The organism is Paenibacillus sp. PastF-3 (assembly GCF_029893135.1).
In the GTDB taxonomy this organism is placed as follows: Bacteria; Bacillota; Bacilli; order Paenibacillales; family Paenibacillaceae; genus Paenibacillus_AQ; species Paenibacillus_AQ nitricinens.
Map to the genome: position 1 here is coordinate 171,728 of NZ_JARXWM010000007.1, position 18,572 is coordinate 190,299.

At 41.6% G+C, this 18,572-nt stretch carries 16 protein-coding genes; 5 read left to right on the top strand and 11 right to left on the bottom strand.

Annotation, left to right across the window (positions count from 1 at the left end; all coding sequences use genetic code 11):
- Window positions 1–1,123 precede the first annotated feature (1,123 nt).
- From M2444_RS15920 to M2444_RS15940, 5 genes are all read right to left on the bottom strand, one after another.
- A complete protein-coding gene (locus M2444_RS15920; RefSeq protein ID WP_094876867.1) occupies window positions 1,124–2,041 on the bottom strand; it encodes a DUF5692 family protein in 918 nt (305 codons plus the stop codon).
- Between the two features lie 439 nt (window positions 2,042–2,480).
- Complete coding sequence (locus tag M2444_RS15925; protein ID WP_280787439.1) at window positions 2,481–3,743, bottom strand: FAD-dependent oxidoreductase; 1,263 nt, start codon at window positions 3,741–3,743, stop codon at window positions 2,481–2,483.
- 3 nt (window positions 3,744–3,746) lie between these two features.
- Window positions 3,747–4,784: a helix-turn-helix domain-containing protein gene (locus tag M2444_RS15930; protein ID WP_280787440.1), complete on the bottom strand. Its 1,038-nt coding sequence runs from the start codon at window positions 4,782–4,784 to the stop codon at window positions 3,747–3,749.
- Between the two features lie 124 nt (window positions 4,785–4,908).
- Window positions 4,909–5,676: a metallophosphoesterase family protein gene (locus M2444_RS15935; protein WP_306440465.1), complete on the bottom strand. Its 768-nt coding sequence runs from the start codon at window positions 5,674–5,676 to the stop codon at window positions 4,909–4,911.
- 149 nt (window positions 5,677–5,825) lie between these two features.
- Window positions 5,826–6,347, bottom strand: a complete 522-nt coding sequence (locus M2444_RS15940) for a MarR family winged helix-turn-helix transcriptional regulator (RefSeq protein ID WP_094871634.1) — start codon at window positions 6,345–6,347, stop codon at window positions 5,826–5,828.
- Window positions 6,348–6,564: 217 nt separating this feature from the next.
- On the opposite strand from M2444_RS15940, the gene M2444_RS15945 reads away from it, so the two are divergent.
- Window positions 6,565–8,196: an MDR family MFS transporter gene (locus tag M2444_RS15945; RefSeq protein WP_094871632.1), complete on the top strand. Its 1,632-nt coding sequence runs from the start codon at window positions 6,565–6,567 to the stop codon at window positions 8,194–8,196.
- 75 nt (window positions 8,197–8,271) lie between these two features.
- Here the strand turns inward: M2444_RS15945 and M2444_RS15950 are convergent, their stop codons facing one another.
- The gene (locus M2444_RS15950; protein ID WP_042186061.1) at window positions 8,272–8,739 is read right to left on the bottom strand and encodes a MarR family winged helix-turn-helix transcriptional regulator; all 468 of its coding nucleotides are present in this window, start codon (window positions 8,737–8,739) and stop codon (window positions 8,272–8,274) included.
- 216 nt (window positions 8,740–8,955) lie between these two features.
- Here M2444_RS15950 and M2444_RS15955 point away from each other — a divergent pair, with 216 nt between their 5' ends.
- Both M2444_RS15955 and M2444_RS15965 read left to right on the top strand, forming a co-directional pair.
- Complete coding sequence (locus tag M2444_RS15955; protein WP_280787441.1) at window positions 8,956–10,455, top strand: amidase; 1,500 nt, start codon at window positions 8,956–8,958, stop codon at window positions 10,453–10,455.
- 970 nt (window positions 10,456–11,425) lie between these two features.
- Window positions 11,426–11,698 (top strand): hypothetical protein, encoded by a 273-nt coding sequence (locus tag M2444_RS15965; RefSeq protein ID WP_094871626.1) that lies wholly within the window; start codon window positions 11,426–11,428, stop codon window positions 11,696–11,698.
- A 37-nt stretch (window positions 11,699–11,735) separates the two neighbouring features.
- Here the strand turns inward: M2444_RS15965 and M2444_RS15970 are convergent, their stop codons facing one another.
- Window positions 11,736–12,335, bottom strand: coding sequence for a TetR/AcrR family transcriptional regulator (locus M2444_RS15970; RefSeq protein WP_280787442.1), 600 nt, complete (start codon window positions 12,333–12,335; stop codon window positions 11,736–11,738).
- Between the two features lie 139 nt (window positions 12,336–12,474).
- Between M2444_RS15970 and M2444_RS15975 the strand changes: the two genes are divergently transcribed.
- Together M2444_RS15975 and M2444_RS15980 are read left to right on the top strand one after the other, a co-directional pair.
- The gene (locus M2444_RS15975; RefSeq protein WP_280787526.1) at window positions 12,475–13,362 is read left to right on the top strand and encodes an ABC transporter ATP-binding protein; all 888 of its coding nucleotides are present in this window, start codon (window positions 12,475–12,477) and stop codon (window positions 13,360–13,362) included.
- A complete protein-coding gene (locus M2444_RS15980; protein WP_280787443.1) occupies window positions 13,359–14,171 on the top strand; it encodes an ABC transporter permease subunit in 813 nt (270 codons plus the stop codon). Before M2444_RS15975 ends, M2444_RS15980 begins: the two co-directional genes overlap by 4 nt.
- Window positions 14,172–14,267: 96 nt before the next feature.
- On the opposite strand, the gene M2444_RS15985 is transcribed toward M2444_RS15980, so the two are convergent.
- The 4 genes from M2444_RS15985 to M2444_RS16000 form a co-directional block, all read right to left on the bottom strand.
- Window positions 14,268–15,230 carry a glycoside hydrolase family 43 protein gene (locus M2444_RS15985; RefSeq protein ID WP_280787444.1) on the bottom strand — a complete coding sequence of 321 codons (963 nt, stop codon included), beginning with the start codon at window positions 15,228–15,230 and terminating at the stop codon, window positions 14,268–14,270.
- A 105-nt stretch (window positions 15,231–15,335) separates the two neighbouring features.
- Window positions 15,336–16,247, bottom strand: a complete 912-nt coding sequence (locus M2444_RS15990; RefSeq protein ID WP_094871617.1) for a carbohydrate ABC transporter permease — start codon at window positions 16,245–16,247, stop codon at window positions 15,336–15,338.
- Window positions 16,248–16,301: 54 nt separating this feature from the next.
- Window positions 16,302–17,180, bottom strand: coding sequence for a carbohydrate ABC transporter permease (locus M2444_RS15995; protein ID WP_094871615.1), 879 nt, complete (start codon window positions 17,178–17,180; stop codon window positions 16,302–16,304).
- 79 nt (window positions 17,181–17,259) lie between these two features.
- Entirely contained in the window at window positions 17,260–18,504 is a 1,245-nt protein-coding gene (locus M2444_RS16000) for an extracellular solute-binding protein (protein WP_042186037.1), read from the bottom strand.
- Between the last annotated feature and the right edge of the window lie 68 nt (window positions 18,505–18,572).

The window sequence follows — 18,572 nt, forward strand, 5'->3', positions numbered from 1 at the left end:
TACGTTACTTGCGGCACATTGTATTCGGTTTTCCGCATACATTTCCCTCGTTTACGTTACCGTCGGCACATTGTATTCGGTTTTTCGCATACATTTGGCTCGTTTACGTTACCGTCGGCACATTGTATTCGGTTTTTCGCATACATTTGGCTCGTTACGTTACCGTCGGCACATTGTATTTGGTTTTTCGCATACATTCGGCTCGTTTCGTTACCGTCGGCACATTGTATTCGGTTTTTCGCATACATTTGGCTCGTTACGTTACCGTCGGCACATTGTATTTAGTTTTCCGCATACATTCGGCTCGCTTACGTTACCGTCGGCACATTGTATTCGGTTTTTAGCATACATTTGGCTCGCTTACGTTACCGTCGGCACATTGTATTCGGTTTTTCGCATACATTTGGCTCGCTTACGTTACCGTCGGCACATTGTATTCGGTTTTTCGCATACAATTGGCTCGTTTACGTTACCGTCGGCACATTGTATTCGGTTTTTCGCATACATTTGGCTCGCTTACGTTACCATCGGCACATTGTATTCGGTTTTCCACATACATTCGGCTCGTTTACGTTACTAGCGGCACATTGTATTTGGTTGGTATTTAGTTTTTCGCATACATTTGGCTCGTTTACGTTACCGTCGGCACATTGTATTCGGTTTTTCGCATACATTTGGCTCGTTTACGTTACCGTCGGCACATTGTATTCGGTTTTTCACATACATTCGGCTCGTTTACGTTACTTGTGCCACATTGTATTCGGTTTTTCGCATACATTCGGCTCGTTTACGTTACTTGTGCCACATTGTATTCGGTTTTTCGCATACATTTGGCTCGCTTACGTTACCATCGGCACATTGTATTTGGTTTTTCGCATACATTTGTCCGTAAGCTCGACTAAAACATGCATTTCGAAGGATATAAGGTGCGCTCGGCCCGTTATACATCCCAAAGAGGCGTGTGCTTAATTAAAAACAGGGCTCCCCATCGCCACCAGTTGAATATAGGCCCATCCCATAAATTCGTTTCACATTTCTCCGAAATCTCGAAATTTTATAAATTCTATTCCATAAAAAAACCCGCGCTAGGCGCGGATTCTTAAAGAAGCTATTAATTCTTCTATTATTTCGCACTCTCCGCAATCGTCTTATAAGCCGCTAAATCTGTATACACTTCCACTTTAAGCGGATTGCGTTTATGTTTGATAATCTTATAGAAGTGATAGCCAAACACTGCAATATTAGCAGCTAAAGACAATGCACTCACAACCCAAAGCGCCGTTTCGCTGTGAGAAGATTGTACGGAGAACTTTGAATCGCCAACAAACGCCGGGAACGACATTGTAAACATCATCCAAATCGCCAAAGTCTGTGCACGGTGCTGTAGCCATGCTCCCTTTTTGAAGAAGAATGCTGGAATGGTACAAGAGATCAGAAGCGCTGCACCTGCATAAAAGGAATGATCAGAAACTGCGTTATATACATAGGCAAAGTTCCAAATGTCATAAGCAATGATCCAGAACCAAAGCTGGTCCGGCCACAACATATCCTTACTCTTATCTTTACTAATAACAATACCCATCCAACCAGAAATCGTAATAATGTTCAGAATACCTGCGATCCCGTTCATAATGTTCCAAGGACCGCCTACCATCATTACGCCATCCACCATACCTTGCAAGCTGTACACTTGGAAATCACGGATAACGGCTTCAAGAATGTTAACTGCAAGGATAATCGCCGGGAACATTAATATATATTTATTTTTGTCCCATCCTTTAACATAACGGATAGCCATAAACCCTATACATCCTGCCAAGGCAGAATATACTTTTACCCAGTGAAACCATGTTCCAGTACTGGAGCCTTCGCCTGCCGTATTTGGCCAGACCGCTATGGTAAGCACAATAGGGACAACGACAAACAAAATGATTGAGAACCACTTGCTTCTTCGAGCTATTTCGTTGAAAAACATTAATCCTGCAAGTACTACCAACCACATTAGAGCAGAGTACCAGGGAATCGATTCGAATAAAAACATAATGTATTCCTCCTAAAAGTTTTATGAGCATAAGCATCACTGATTGTCTTCGTGCAAAACTAGCTTCGTAAGCATTCGTGTTTTTTGTATGTAAGTGATGTCTTGAGACCAATATATCCCATCCTCCTTCGAACGATCAAACCGCTCAAAACGTTGATTTATCAAGGTTTTCATAGTCTCATTTCGAGTTGAGTTTACACATCAATAGGACTGGAATTCATCCAAGGTCCTACCCCAAGTAAGGGAATCTATTAGAAACTATGTCTACAGAACTACAGACTGTAAACCTAACTCGAACGTAAAATATCCCCCACAAAGTGGAGTTTTACTTTAATGCTTACTCAGGTACTTTGTGGGAGGCCCAAAATATAAACTTTATGCAATACAAAAAACCTTGCCGACAAATTTCTTTGTGGACAAGGCTTACTCTCACACATTTTTAAAAGAATCTGTCAACCAAATATTTCGAATATACGATACAGTTCTCCAGTGTAGGAAAATTCATAATTTCTCCAGCATAATAGATTTCATATCTGCCCTGCATCTGATCAAGCCGTTCATAAAAGCCGTCACGGATCGCATTAGAATCTACATGGGGGAATTGCCTCCAGCGCTTCATCATATACAGACGGATATTCTCGCCGCCCAGCTCGTGAAGTTTATTTTCTACCTTTTCCCGCATCTCCACATCTGTCATTTCATCATTCTCCGCTACGTAAACCGTAACTAAATCCGTTGTGCCCATATCTGCCCACCTGTAATACCATGCCATCATATGTCCCTTGCGTTCAGGATTCATATTACAAGGGATATATCCAGAAAGCTCCGGTAACCCCTTTACTCTGTAGGCGTATACTCTAAACTGTTCATAGGTGATGCTCTCAAATAATGTTCTATCTTCAGAAGACAAGTGCACCATATCGCCTAGATGCTCTAAAGAAGCTGTATAAATAACCTTGTCAAAATAAAAGATATCCTGATTTGTTTCCACCCGAACTTGGCCGTTTGCCTCTTGCTCCATCTGTAGCACTTCACAAGTCAGACGCAGATCCTCTACTTGGTCAGCCATTCTTCTAATGAGTTCTGTGACTCCCTTAGGCCAGGTTATCATGTGAGTAATCTCAATAAAGGATAATAGATTATCATAAGTAAGAAATTTCAATACATAAGCGGCCGGCACATCCTGAATACTCCCAAAACCAAAAGTATTGAAGTAATGCATATACACCTGCCCAATCACAGAAAGATCATTCTCCGTACACCATTCTGAAAAAGGCTGGCATAAATCTGCTGGTAAGTGGAGAAAACCCGGTTCTAGCAGGGACTCATAACGCTTCAAAATATCAGGCAACCGTTTAAATTCTTGTGTAAACACCTGAATCTGATCCATGGGAATCTGTGAAGTCTTGCGCCCGTTTGTATCAAAAAATCCCCGTTCCAAAAGCGGTCCCTTATCCATAAGGTCGAACTCTCTCATAAGCTCTATCGTATGTTTATAAGTTGGCAAGCCGATTAGGGTTCCCATTTCATAGGTTTTCCCCTTGTATTCAATCGAATGACACTTGCCACCTACCCGGTCTGACTTCTCAAGGAGAGTAATATGGGTATATCCTTTTTTCGCTAGCTGGTAGGCAGCTGTAACCCCAGAAATCCCTGCACCGATGATCCCTATTCTGTCTTCATACTTCACATTAGTCATCATCCGTTATCTCCTTGTAAATAACCATAATGGCAAGGTCTCACGCTGACCCGAATACTCAAGTGCGACATCTGATGGTATTTTCCCCCGATTAGGTCCGTCTGTGATTACCCTGCTAAAATTATAGATTCTCAAGTATTCGTGTAAGCGCTTTTCCAAAGTCTCAAAGGAACCTATCGAAACATCCAACCAAGCCTGCTGGTAAAATTCTTTCGACAACACCGCTACAAATTGCTGTAATGGCTGAAATACTTCGGTCTGATCTGCAGCTATGGCTACTTGATTTATGTTGTTCTTATGTAAAAAATCGCTGTATTTATGTTTGCCTCTATCCCAGTTTGTAGTAAACTCACGACTTTTGTTCGTAACCAAATTGTCGATTTGGAATTCTAATGTCTTCATTAATGGGATGACCTTCAGATGCATAAAATCGATAAATTGAATGGAAGACTTCCGATTATAAAGCTTAACTAAGCCTAATCTGGAATAGGCATCGTAGACCACGTATTGATACACCTTTCCTACCCTTGGGAACACTCCCATATAGCTAATGCTCTGTTGGCACATATACCCGGGATGAGCATTTTCCGGATTTTTCATCTTATAGTCCAGAGGTTTTGGTTTCTCTTTACATCCTCTGCTGTTAGCCGCTTGCGCGCCGTCCCTCTTCTTTGCTTTGATTTCTTTGGCGTAAGCCTCACGTTCTATTCTCTTACTAAGCCTATTTCGACGCAGCACATTATAAATACCTGACTCCCCTATGTTCACACCCTCATCCTGCAGTTCGTAAAAGATTCGCTTGGGTCCATCTTCAGGAAATTTGGCAACGTATTGTAAGATAAATCTTTCCGTTCGCTTATCCACTTTATTAGGCATTACCGGCCTTCGTTCCTTCTCTGCCAGTCCATCCATCCCCTGCTCTTGGTAAGCTTTACACCACTGATAATAGATCGTCCGGGATATACCAAACTCCTTACACGTTTCGCTCACATTGTTGCTGATCATCCCTTGCATGAGGATATGATATTTGTTGTTTGCATTCATCTATTACACCCCCTATTCTCTTTATTTTATACATAGTCGGCGTTTAATACAGTGCTATTCTACAATTTCTTAAGTTCTTTTCATGACTTATATAAGAAGAAATCCATTAAAAAAGAGAGACCGCTCAAGGCTTCTCCCCATTTTGAACAAAATGTGTAATGTATTCCCCTCCAGAAATCTCCAAGCAGTTCAGACGTTGGCCATAGGCACATCCACCATCCACACCAATCTTATCGCCCAGCGGACTAAACCAGATGTCTTCCGAATCATGCAGTTCCGTCGTTGACGTATGTCCAAAAACTACCGTTTTGTTAGTGTTAACTACAGGTTTCGTATAAAATGGTTCTCTGATCCAAATAAAATCATACGGCTCCTGCTGCTTCCAATCCTCAAGTAATGGATTAATGCCTGCATGAACAAAGATATGCTCGTCTGTCTCATAATAGAGGGGTAATGAACTTAGAAAGTCCAAATGATGTTTGTATTTCTGTCTAATCTCTTCTTTCAGCAACATATAATCACGCCAGCCAAAATCTGCTTTAAAAAAGTCAGAATCCGCCTCACAATAGCTCATCAATGTATACAAACCGCCGTTGTTAAGCCAATGTGTATCCAGTTTATCATCCTCGCTGGTTAGCGCGTCATAGGCCATTTTATCATGATTACCTTTTAGAACTGTGACGCCCCATTCCCGCTTTAGGGCCATAACTTGATCCACAATTCCTTTACTATTGAGACCTCTGTCCACATAATCCCCCATCAGGATGAGCTTGTCCTCGGATGGCCGATAGTTTATTTTTTTTAATAATGCGTTGAATTCGGAATAGCTTCCGTGAATGTCGCTAATCGCTAATATTCTGATAGTAATTCCTCCTGGCTCTGGATGCTGCAAGCTAAAACGCCTTCGGCGTCCTTTAAAGGACGGTGAGCGTTTATGCGAGAATTATAAGGATAAAATATATCGTGAAACTTATACTTTCTTATAATTAAAAAAAGACGTTCCGGGCAAAGGCACCGAAATATCTTTTTTTGAAATGGTCGCTATACGGAATCCAAAACGAGTGGATCTTCATCGGATGGATTAAAAAACTGGCGGCTTCTGACTTCATGCACTGCTTCTTGAAAACGATCGCACAGAAAAATCAACTGGTCGATCTCTTTCTTACCCACCTTTTCCGTAACTTCACTTAAAATACCTGAAAAAGTAGCCATCTGGGAATCATAAATCTGCTCCCCTTCATTCGTCAGACCAATATATACAACCCGCCGATCGGTATCGGACGTTGTTCGCACCACATAACCCTTCTCCTCCAAACTGTTAACCATTTGTGTCGCAGTAGGTCTGCTAATTTGGAGCAAGTCGCTTAATCTAGAAATCATGACTCCCTGCTGCTCTTCGACTTCGTCTGAAAGCTTCTTTCGCTTCATTAAATTGTTTATGACATACATCATCATAAATTCTCTATACGAAATCGCTTCCTTCGAGGACGGACGAGAGGTCAAACGCTTAATATTTTCAAAGGCTATAATTAGCTTTTGCTCTTGACTATTTTGAGTATCCATAGGGCACCTCCAATTTAACTCAATCTAATTAGATTACTTACCTATTTCCAAAAAATCAAGTCCAATTCACATTCTGTTTCCATAAAAATTAAATAATTAAACAGTTGTGCTAAATGATGAATTTGTGTATTATACATAAATGATAGTTTGGCTACCTAATTAATAAGACATGAATTCCCAAACTACAATATATAGAAGTTAAAGGAGAGGAACAGCTCTGGAGCATCTTACGCAAAAGAAAAAAGTTACAATTATGATTGCTTTAATGGCGGCTATGTTTTTCGCAGCAATCAACCAGACCATTGTAGGTACTGCAATGCCCCGAATTATTGCGATGTTAGGAGGCATTGAACATTATACTTGGGTAATTACCATCTATATGCTCACCTCCACAATCGCTACCGTACTTGTCGGAAAACTATCTGATATTTACGGGAGAAAGCCATTCCTGCTAGCAGGGATCGTTATTTTTATTATAGGCGCTTTCCTGTCCGGATTGTCGACCAATATTTTTCAAATGATCACTTATCGCGGGATTCAAGGTCTTGGCGGCGGGATTCTAATGTCCGCTACCGTAACCGCTGTAGGTGATTTGTTCGCTCCAAGAGAGAGAGCCAAATGGACTGGAATTATGATGGCCATATTTGGATTCTCTAGTGTAATTGGTCCTACCCTTGGCGGCTTCATGGTGGATCACATGGCTTGGAAATGGATCTTCTGGATCTTCTTGCCTTTCGGTATCGTGGCTTTCTTTATGATTTGGAAAATGTTTCCTAAAACTACACGCTCCACTTCAGAATCCATTGACTACTTAGGCTCCATTTTCCTTTCCCTTACCATTGTTGCACTCTTGCTCGGCTTTTCATGGGCGGGTACAAAATATGAATGGGGTTCCCCAGAGATACTCAGCTTGTTCGGGGCATCTATTCTCGGAGTTATTATTTTAATTCTGATTGAACGAAAAGCTAAAAGTCCAGTATTGCCATTATCCTTATTTAAGAATTCCATCGTAACCATCTCCATGGTTGTCGGCTTCCTGATGAATGCCGGTATGATGGGCGCAATGATCTATCTGCCATTTTTTGTCCAAGGTGTAGAAGGCGTCTCCCCAACCAACTCGGGATTCATTAATATGCCGATGTCACTGGCAATGATTGTACTTAGTACGCTCGTGGGCAGATGGATCTCCAAATCAGGTAAATACAAGCGTTATGCCCTGATTGGTATGCCATTTATGGTTGCAGCCATGATCTTAATGGCCTTTATGAGCAACATTGCGATGGCCGTAGTCAGCATGATTGTCTTCGGTATTGGCTTAGGACTATCGATGCCTGTATTTACCTTAACCGTACAAAATGCCGTAGCGCCTTCCATGCTAGGGGTTGCTACTGCTACAAATACTTTGTTCCGTAATTTAGGCGGAACCATTGGTATTGCTATTATGGGTACCATCATGAATACTACATTAACGAATAAACTAGAGGCAGCGGTGTCCTCTGGCAAGGGTCCGGATTTAACCAAACTTGACCCTGAATCCGCTAAACAGCTTTCCGCATTTATGAATCCGCAAATGCTGCTGGATCAGCCTAAGCTGAAGGAACTGCACGCAACGCTGCCAGAGCAAATCCAACCGCTCTTCAATCAATTGATTGAGATGCTGCGAAATGCACTAAGCGATTCCCTGACGGTTGTATTCTTAAGCGGCACCGCACTGTTAGTCATTGCAGCATTGCTTGTCTTGTTCCTTAAAGAGATTCCATTACGAAGTGGTGAGAAAAAAACAGAGGTCACTGCAGAGGGAAAAAGCGAAGGCAAAAACCTTGAAAAGTCAGTACCTGCTGCACACTAATCACAAATAAATATACATTAGAGATGTCCGTAAACAGCTTAGGCTGTGCGGCATCTCTTTTTTATGTGAAGGAGATTAGGATTCGGTTGGTTGATCGTTCAATTCTTCGAAATAATCGTAGACTTCGTTTAACAGCTCCATTAACGAATCTGTCTTTTCTCTGCCCATATAATCAATCATGCCTTTAAAGGTATTTCGGGATTTCGTTACGGCCATTTCGGCCAAATGCTCTCCTTTTTCCGTAAGCGTGATTTCACTGATTCTGCGATCCTGGGCATCGGCAGAACGCACTACATATCCCTGTGCAATCAGACTATTGACCATCTGTGTAACCGTAGGAGAAGTGACTTTAAGAAACTTGCTGATATCTGAAACCGTCTGCCCCTTCTTCCCTTCCCGTTCCTTGCCGAGCTTTAAAGAAACCAACATCCGAACCTCACTTGGCTTCAATCCCCAGACTGTAGTTTTACGCCAATTCATCCTGGCAAATTGCTGGAAAGCTTCCATTAGTCCATCCACATTCTGATATTTATCTTCGTTCATCAGTACACCCCATAAGATCCATTTAACACTAAGTATAGCCTAATCGGACATAAAAAAGAATTGATAGATGTCAGGGATCCATTTTCAAATCATTACTAGCGCGATGTATAATAAGATCAGATGAAAGGGCTTGGTCGTCCTTTACTGACGATAAATGATACATTGTTATATATAAAATACAGGCCATTCACGCCTATTCGAAAGAGGTTATCTATCATGTCCTTTTCTTATTCTACACATGACGCTCTAGGGCTTGCTGCGCTTGTCAAAGCACGTGAAGTCTCCCCTCGCGAGCTGGTCGAGGCCGCCTTCGCCCGGCTCGATGAAGTCAATCCAGTCCTTAATGCGGTCGTACGCACTCGTAGAGAAGCTGCTCTTAAGGAAGCTGACGATATGCCTGTCCATGATAGTGCTCGCCCTTTTGCTGGCGTTCCTTTCCTGCTGAAGGATATCTCCCAAGCTATTGCTGGAGAACCTCTTACTTCGGGTGCCTTGCTTATGAAAGACAATATTGCTAGACGTGACTCGAACTACGTAGCACGAATCAGAAACGGCGGATTTATTCCGCTTGGACATACGAATACACCAGAATTCGGCCTCAAAAATATTACCGAGAACATCCTTCATGGCCCGGCACGTAATCCATGGAATCCCGAATATTCCCCCGGTGGTTCGAGTGGCGGCGCTGCTGCTGCGGTAGCTTCTGGTATTGTTCCGGCAGCGGGAGCTAGTGATGGTGGTGGATCGATCCGTATCCCCGCCTCGTTCACCGGCTTGTTCGGGCTAAAGCCAACCCGTGGACGCACTCCAGTAGGACCAGGTGTAGGCCGTCAATGGCAAGGTGCTTCTATCGATTTTGCATTGACAAGGTCAGTTCGCGATACCGCTGCTATGCTGGATTTACTGCAGGTTGTGCAGCCAGAGGCTGCTTTTCAAACACCGTTATATCCTGGTGTCTATCTGGATGATCTATTCAAGCCAACACAGCGAAAACTACGCATAGCGTTCACAACCGCTTCCCCAGTAGGCACACCAGTAACGAATGAAGCCGTAATTGCTGTGCTCAAAACTGTAAAATGGCTCGAAGCTGAAGGGTATGAAGTGGAAGAAAAACTGAGTCCAGTAAATGGTGTAAGGCTAATGGAGAATTACTATACGATGAATACCGGGGAAGTGGCAGCGATGTTCGTATCGCTGGAGAAGATGAAGGGACGTTCCATTACTCCCAGTGAAGTAGATATCGTCACTTGGGTCCTCGGAGAAGCTGGGAGAAAAGTCTCTGCAGCTGAATTTGTGCATAGTCTGGATGAATGGGATATTGCAGCCGCTCAAATGGCAGGTCTGCTTAATCGCTACGATCTGTATATCACACCAACAAATGCGGATTCAGCACCTAAGATTGGCGAGCTGACGCATAGCGCTGCTGAGATCGAAAAGCTGCTGCATGTACATGAATTGCCGAAAGAAGAGCAGCAGCGCATGATTTACGCGATGTTTGAACCAAGCTTAACTTATACACCGTTCACCCAACTCGCCAATTTGACGGGTCAACCGGCTATGAGTGTTCCTGTCCATATGTCGCGAGAGGGTCTGCCGTTGGGGGTACAGGTAATGGCTGCGAAAGGCCGGGAAGATATACTGCTTCAGCTTGCAGCTAAGTTGGAACAATCCGAACTGTGGATAGGGATGACAGGGAATCCGCTGTTCCCAGAATGAAATTCATGAAGTGGTGGCTAAGTCAATTGAGGATCCTAGTATAGATGAATGCTTATATTATTATATGAATAGGGGTAAAATTGCTAGAAAGAAGCCCGTACTCTTTATTAGTGCGGGCTTCTTTCTGCTTCAAGATGCAAATACTATTTACTATTTACTACCTTGTAGATGGGAAGTTTTATAATAACGGCATTATTTAATCAATTACTGGTGATATACAGATTGGAATCGGTGGTGCAACAACTCTTGGAATTTCTGCTACGGGTAATACTAATTTGTATATGATCGTTTTCCAGTCCGATCCTTTTACTTGGTACTAAATAAAAAAATCAAAACCATGAAGGATCAGACTTAAGCGATCCTTCATGGTTTTTTATTAGAGTGCATATATTAAAAAGAAAAGCTGAGTACGATTTGTTATTATTCCCTTTTATAAAAAAATGGTATTATCTTCATAAGAAATACCCATTAATTAGGTGGTGTAGAATTGGATGGATAAAAACAACAATAAATTGCTCTTATCAAGTATCGTCATCGGATTATTGATTATGTTCTCACCAATAATCCTTACAGGGTATACCTATTCGACTGACAGTATTTTGGGTCCCCTTTTATATTTTGAATTTACTATCAGATCATTAGCCTTAATTATTGGATTGCTTGTAATTTATGATGGAGTTAAGAATTTTCTCAAAAAATAATACAACGATTTTAATTCTTCTTTAAATGGTGAACCACGACATTTTTTTGACCCAAGGAGACCTCTTCGAATACAAGGGTCTCCTTTGTATTTGAGAAGACGACAAGATGCGATATACTATCCGAGGATGATTTCTGTAGAACATAACTCTCGCGATAAAAGTTTTTACCGGAATTATTTTCTGTTATTTTTAATTTCTACTATTAACAGGTTAGCAGTCTTCTAGTGATTATTTTATTCCTTAAATGAACAGACTCTTTAAGCTAAGTAGTGCTGGCGCTATTTCTTCTAATTACACCGATAGCTAACGTACAAGATGACGTCATCACTAAAGAAGATTCAATTACTCAAAGAACTGTAATTGATTCCGAGCTAACTATTGAAAAAAGAAGTGATGGTCGTGTTGTACCTATCGTGAATGCAGATGATTTAGATGATAATCAGCTCAATAGTGTTCTAAGAGCAATGAATTATAGCAATAATTTGATAGAAAGAATGCCTGAGGAGCAAAAAAAGTTTTACGCATCTATTTTACGCATCTAATAGTGGAGTTAATATTCCAAATGTACCAAAGCTCCTGCTACTCCTGCTCCCGCCCGCAAATGCCATAGAAGAAGAGATGGATGGCTTCGTCCAGGAAGGCATCTATATCTTCTTGTTTGCTGGCTTCATCTAGCATTTCCCCAGAACTTCGCATGTACATTCCCATAAATGAAAGAATCCCTTTGGTCGACACTTTACTTGAGATTTCTCCTCGCGTTTTTCCATCCTCCACCATCTTGACCATCAATGGTAAAACGTCGTTCGTGTACCGTTCCTCAATATAATGAAACATTTCTTGGTCTTCAACCATAAGCTCTTTTACCGTCGCGGGAGGCAATGAACTGTAAGTGTCTCTTTCCATCGTCATAATGTATTTAATAATCTCTTTTAGAGAATGCGCTCCATGAATGTAATCTTCAAATTCGCGAATGGCCTTCTCTATAAAATCCTTAAAGGACTCGCTAAGCAGGGCTTCCTTACTGCCAAAATAATTATAAATCGTCACCTGTGAGACCCCTGCTTCTTTCGCAATGTCTGTGATTCGAAGACGTTTGGGCTCCCAAAGCTTGAGCATATCCATTGTAGTTTTCATAATTTTGAGCTTTATCTGAGCGGCTCTTTTCTCAAATCCATTCATGCTATCCACCCTTAACTTAATGAAATATTGAGTATTAATTATTTCATAATTTCATTGACTTCGTTGTTCACTAGGAATAATATAACATATGAAATATCTAATTAGTAATAGTTCATTATTTTGCAGTGGGGGTGGCGGCATGCTTGTAGTTGAAGGCTTAACCAAACGATTCTCGAATGGCAAGGGCATCGAAGATGTTACGTTTACCGTTAATAAAGGCGAGGTGTTTGGATTTCTGGGGCCTAACGGCGCAGGTAAATCAACGACCATAAGACATATCATGGGATTTATGATACCGGATCAAGGTTATGCGAGCATCCATGGGCTTGATGTATGGAAAGCACAGGGTACGGTTCAGAAGCATATCGGCTATCTCCCTGGTGAAATCAACTTTTTTGACGGGATGACGGGCATTTCCTTCCTTAAGTTCATGTCTGGCATGCAAGGAATGAAGAACACCACCAAACGCGACCACCTGATTGAACGCCTGCAATTTGATGCCGCAACTCCGATCCGCAAAATGTCAAAGGGAATGAAGCAAAAAGTCGGTATTGTCGCAGCTTTCATGCACAATCCTGAAGTTATCATTCTGGATGAACCTACCTCGGGTCTCGACCCGCTTATGCAAAAGGTATTTATAGATCTCGTATTGGAGGAAAAAGCAGCCGGAACCACTTTTCTAATGTCCTCTCACAGCTTTCAAGAAATTGAGCGAACCTGTGACCGCGCTGCAATCATTAAAGACGGACGTATCATCACTGTAAAAGATATTCACGAATTACAATCGATGCAGCGGAAGCTGTTTGAGGTTGTTTTCACAAATCGTGAAGATGCAGAGCAATTTGCCGCCTCTGGTCTTCAAGTGGAAGCTCGCGAAGGGAATATGGTCCGCATTGCTGTACAAGGCAATTACGATCGATTCATTCAGGAGACTGGTAAATACAATATCCGCAGTATGGATGTGTTCACGCAGAATTTAGAGGATATCTTCATGGACTATTATGACCGTGAGGGGGCCGTGCAATGAATCTTCCACTCTATAAAGAAATGATGAGAGTGAACCTGAAAGGAATTATGAATTACGCCTTCGGTTCAGCCTTCTATATTCTGTTTATGATCTGGCTCTATCCAGAGATCGCTGGAAGCACACAAGCTATCGATGATCTCATTAAAGCTATGCCAGAAGGTGTGGGAAAAGCTTTTGGATTAAATAGCGGATTCACCAGTGCTGAGGCGTTTATCTCAGGAGAATATTACGGACTTATTCTGGTGCTGATTCTATCCATTGTCTGTGTACAAATGTCAACACAGCTCATGGCTCGGCTCGTGGATCGCGGCTCTATGGCTTATCTGCTTATAACACCAACTACGCGGAGAAAAGTAGCTACCACGCAGGCGCTTGTACTCACGACAGCTTTGCTCCTGATTATGGGTGTGACTACACTCGCCGGACTATTAGGTAAAGCATGGTTCCTCGGCAGTGAATATGAATTTAACAGCGGACGTTTTGTACAGTTGAATACCGTTGCCTTTTTATTGTTTTTTGCCGTTGCGGGACTGACTTTTCTGATTTCCTCGATATGTAATGATGAGAAAAAAGCGCTTGGGATTTCCGGTGCTATCACCTTCGGATTCTTCACTTTGGACTTACTTGCTAAAATAAGTGATAAAATGGAGGGGTTACGTTACCTGACCCTATTCTCCTTCTATCAGCCGGGTAAAATCGTTCAAGGTAACGTGGAGATTATTCAGATTTCTAGTTGGTTACTGTTGATCGGTGTTCTCGCTTTCGCCTTAGGGATCGAGCTGTTTAAACGACGGGATCTTTCATTATAAGAAAAGGGGGACACTCCGATAGCATATTGCTAACGAAGCGTCCCCCTTTATTAATAGAAGAATATAAAAGCTTCTTCACACTAGAGAAGCATTATTTTAAGATTTCGTATCCGGTCTAGGGGCACCAAAGTTTGGCGTTCCATCTTCATCCCACTCGATCACTTGCACACGCGCATGCCGATTAGGATCATATAACGGGTCTCCTACAATCTCCTTATAGCTTCTAGCATGGAACACCAGGATATCCTGTGTGCCATCTTCAGAAACTGTAAAGCTATTATGCCCCGGACCATACTGACCGTTTTCTTCAGAAGTCGTAAACACAGGTTCTGGTGTTTTGACCCATGATTTCGGATCCATTAAATCACTATTCTCATCAGCGGTTAACAACCCCATACAGTAGTTATGATCTGTCGCACTTGCCGAGAAAGTCATGAAAATACGTCCATTACGTTTAAGAACTGCCGCACCCTCATTCACCAGGAAGCCGATTTTTTCCCATTCATATTCAGGCGTGGTGATGCACACCTGCTCTCCTTTTAATGTCCAAGGATTCTCCATTTCGGAGATATACATATTAGAATTACCAGGAACATCAGGATCCTTTTGTGCCCAAACGTAGTATCTAACCCCTCTGTGTTCAAAAGTGGTTGCATCCAGGGCAAAGGATTCCCATTTCGTTTTGATTTGACCCTTCTCCACCCATTCCCCTTCCAAAGGATTTGCGGATGAATTTTCTATGGCAAACATGCGATGATCAAATAAGCCATCTTTCGTATCGGAAGTATGTGCTGCTGCAAAATACACATACCATTTTTCATCAATATAGTGAATCTCAGGCGCCCAAATGTTGGCACTCATTAAGCCAGTTTCATGCTTCACCCAAATGGTCTTACCCTCAGCCTCAGCTAATCCCTGAATGGATTTAGAACGACGAAGCTCGATTCTATCAAACTCCGGAACCGAAGCTATGAAATAATAATAACCATCAGTATGTTTATAGATCCATGGATCTGCCCTTTGCTCAATAAGCGGATTTTTCGCATTGAATTCTCTCATGATGACAACTCCTATATCTCTCTTTATTTTTAATTTTATGGGTCACCAAAACACACCCTTCCTTATAAAGAAGGTAAGGTGTATTTAAGTTTATGTTCATTGGATCTACCCTTTAATACCTGAATTCAAGTTAATAGATTGAACGAAGTATTTTTGAGCAAATATAAATAGCAGCAAGGTTGGAATGATCGCCAAAATCGCCGACCCCATTAATTGCCCGATCATACGATAGTTTCCATAGATATCTTGAAGCAAGAGCAAACCCGCTGTAACCGGCATTTTGTCTACATCTGTGTACACGATAACCGGCCAGAGGAAGTCATTCCAAGATCCCGTAAAGGAGAACAATCCGCAAACAATCAGAATTGGCTTAACTAGCGGCAATATAATTTGTGCGAAAATTCTAAAATCACTAGCACCGTCAACTTTTGCAGACTCATCTAATTCTTTGGGGATACCGTTCATAAACTGTCTGACCAAGAAGATGTTCCCCATACCCGCAAGACCCGGAATAATCATTGCCCAGGAAGTATTCACCCAACCCAAGGAATCGATAATTTTGTAAGAAGGAATCAAGTTAACCACACCGGGGAAGAAGGAGATGCCTAGCAAAGTGAAGAACAACGTGTCTCTTCCTTTAAAGTTAATCCGGGTATAACCAAAGCCAGTAATCGAAATCACAATAACCACCAGGATGGTGTGGGATGTCGCGATAAATAATGAATTGCCTAACCAACGTAGAATCGGGGCTGTTGAAGTATTGTTCAGAATCGTTACATAGTTCTCAAAAACCCATGTTTCAGGAAATAGTCTAAAGCCGGTGGAAACCACTTCCGTTTGTGATCTAAAAGATGTGGAAATCCCGAATATAACCGGAATAATCCAAATCACACAAAGGATAAGCAAAAAAGCATATGATACATATTTTGAAATGCTAATATTGGATGAGCCTTTTACTTTGCCTGTTCTATTTACAACTGGACGATTATCTAGGCCATTTAACGCCTGATTTGACATTTTAGTACACCTACCTTTTCCATTTCCTTGTTAATCCATTAGTTCCCGAGAACCTTATGTAGCATTTCGGTTCATTACATAATATTGCAGTGCGGAGATCACCAAGATTACTAATCCCAATAACACTGCCATCGCCGATGCCATCCCTGCAATGGATTCACCATTACCGAAAGCTAATTGACGAATATACATCATGAGTACATGTGTACTTTGTCGAGGCCCGCCATCGGTCATCATTAACGGTTGGCCGAATACATTGAAGGCTCCAGCAGTTGTCATAACAAAGGTATAGATTAATGGAAAACGAATAGACGGCAAGGTGATACTTGTGAATCTTTTAATTGAACCCGCACCATCGAGCTCTGCCGATTCATATAATTCCTGCGCAACACCACTTAAGGAAGCACGATAAATAATCATGTTGCCCCCAATACCACCCCATAGTGTAATTACAATGATGATAATCCACGCATACGGCTGATTTGCTGGCCAAGCAATTTGTGATCCGAATAGATTACCAGTAATCCCTAATTGCTTATTAAAGATCAAAAGCCAGATTAGTGCTGCCGCAGAAATTGAAATTAAGCCTGGAATATAGAGAATAGATTGAATTAAGCTCTTCATTTTAACTTTTTTATGTTCAAGTGCAACAGCAACCATTAATGGGATAACTATTAATAATGGAACAGAGAGAACCACAAAGACCAGCGTATTTTTCAGACCTCTGAAAAATTGAGTATGAAACGTTGATTTGCCATCAAAAAGAATGGCCTTATAGTTATCAAAGCCTACCCATACCGGGTCACTCATTAAATTCCACTTTGTAAATGAAGCATAAATCCCATAAATCGTTGGCAATAAAATGAAGATAGCAAACAAAATGACGTGCGGACCTACAAAGAAGGCAGGTGCCCAGTTTATTTTCTTTTTCATAGGATTTCATTTCTCCTTTTGCACAAAGTAATGCACCACAGTACGGCACATTACTTCGTACAATCTATTCTATTTCGCTTTATTTCGCTGCACTGCTGCTTTCTGCGATCTTATCTTCTACAAACTTCTGCATGGTTGCCAAGGTCTCATCTAGATCAACGTTACCGCGAACGATATCTGCGCAATAAGTATCTACTGCTTCTGCAATGTATGGGTAGTACTCATATGTGTAAATGTAAAGGGATTCAATTTCTTTTTCATTAGAAGTAAAGAAGGATTGCATGTAGTTTTGGTATTCCGGACTTTGGTTAACTACGTTACTGGCTACGTTTTGACCAGCTTTTGCCCATTCCATTGAGTTTGTACGCACATATTCTAAGAAGTTAGCAATCCCTACTTCTTTTTCATCTGTTCTCTTGTCGTTCTTAAGCATAGCGAACAAGTGAGAAGAAGATCTGTTCGTGAATTTATCAGCGGTTGGAGAATAAATGTTAGTCACACCAAAGTTCAAGCCTTCAACTCCGGCATGTGCGGTAGAACTCCAAGTTCCATCTGTGGAGAAGAGTACATTTTGGGATTGGAACATCAAGTAACCGTCTTCACCAAATGGAGTCATCAAACCCGCATCGGCAATTTTCTTAACATCTTCAAAAGCTTGTTTAAATACTGGGGAGTTAACAGCCGGTTTGCCATCCACCTGAATATCTCCGCCCAAGTTTTGAATTTGAGCCAGGATAACCCATCCGAGCAAGGCATCATTCACTACATAGTCGCCTTCATCCAATTTACCTTGCAAGGAAAGCATTTCATCAATCGTAACAACGTTATCATCCAAGAAAGATTCAGCATTATATTTCTTGAGCAAATCTTTATTGTAATACATTACGTTACTGTGGATATCAAGAGGTACTGTGTATTGCGTTCCGTCGATGTTACCAGTGTTCCAAGCTTGTGGTAAGTAATTTTCAGCTTTTAGTTCAGGTTGTGCCGGCAATACAGTATCTTGCATGGGTTCTAAGACACCTTGCTTAACAAACCCGGGAACACGGTCAGCGTGGATAATGGCTAAATCAGGAACACCTTTGCTGGAAGCCAAAACGGTAGAAATTTTCGTGTACATATCAGCTGTAATAACGTGCTTCACTTTAATCTCTGGATTCGTTGCATTGTATTCTTTAACGATTTGATCCATATAAGCACCATCATCACCGGTCAGCGGTGTCCAGAACGTAATCGTCTTACTATCATCTTTACCACCACATCCTGCTAACACTGTCGTTAACATTAGAACCGTTGCTAATACTACTCCAAATTTCTTTTTCATTACTCTCTCCCCCTGCAGCTGTAATGTTAAGATAATCATTCACATTAACTTTGTTGGAAACGATTAAC

Coding starts and splice junctions, on each gene's coding strand:
- M2444_RS15920 (WP_094876867.1), bottom strand. CDS start 2,041: ATGTTTTTATTCGAATCGATTCCCTGGTACTCTGCTCTAATGTGGTTG.
- M2444_RS15970 (WP_280787442.1), bottom strand. CDS start 12,335: ATGAATGGATTTGAGAAAAGAGCCGCTCAGATAAAGCTCAAAATTATG.
- M2444_RS15930 (WP_280787440.1), bottom strand. CDS start 4,784: ATGAATGCAAACAACAAATATCATATCCTCATGCAAGGGATGATCAGC.
- M2444_RS15980 (WP_280787443.1), top strand. CDS start 13,359: ATGAATCTTCCACTCTATAAAGAAATGATGAGAGTGAACCTGAAAGGA.
- M2444_RS15950 (WP_042186061.1), bottom strand. CDS start 8,739: ATGAACGAAGATAAATATCAGAATGTGGATGGACTAATGGAAGCTTTC.
- M2444_RS15955 (WP_280787441.1), top strand. CDS start 8,956: ATGTCCTTTTCTTATTCTACACATGACGCTCTAGGGCTTGCTGCGCTT.
- M2444_RS15990 (WP_094871617.1), bottom strand. CDS start 16,247: ATGTCAAATCAGGCGTTAAATGGCCTAGATAATCGTCCAGTTGTAAAT.
- M2444_RS15985 (WP_280787444.1), bottom strand. CDS start 15,230: ATGAGAGAATTCAATGCGAAAAATCCGCTTATTGAGCAAAGGGCAGAT.
- M2444_RS16000 (WP_042186037.1), bottom strand. CDS start 18,504: ATGAAAAAGAAATTTGGAGTAGTATTAGCAACGGTTCTAATGTTAACG.
- M2444_RS15975 (WP_280787526.1), top strand. CDS start 12,475: ATGCTTGTAGTTGAAGGCTTAACCAAACGATTCTCGAATGGCAAGGGC.
- M2444_RS15940 (WP_094871634.1), bottom strand. CDS start 6,347: ATGGATACTCAAAATAGTCAAGAGCAAAAGCTAATTATAGCCTTTGAA.
- M2444_RS15995 (WP_094871615.1), bottom strand. CDS start 17,180: ATGAAAAAGAAAATAAACTGGGCACCTGCCTTCTTTGTAGGTCCGCAC.
- M2444_RS15925 (WP_280787439.1), bottom strand. CDS start 3,743: ATGATGACTAATGTGAAGTATGAAGACAGAATAGGGATCATCGGTGCA.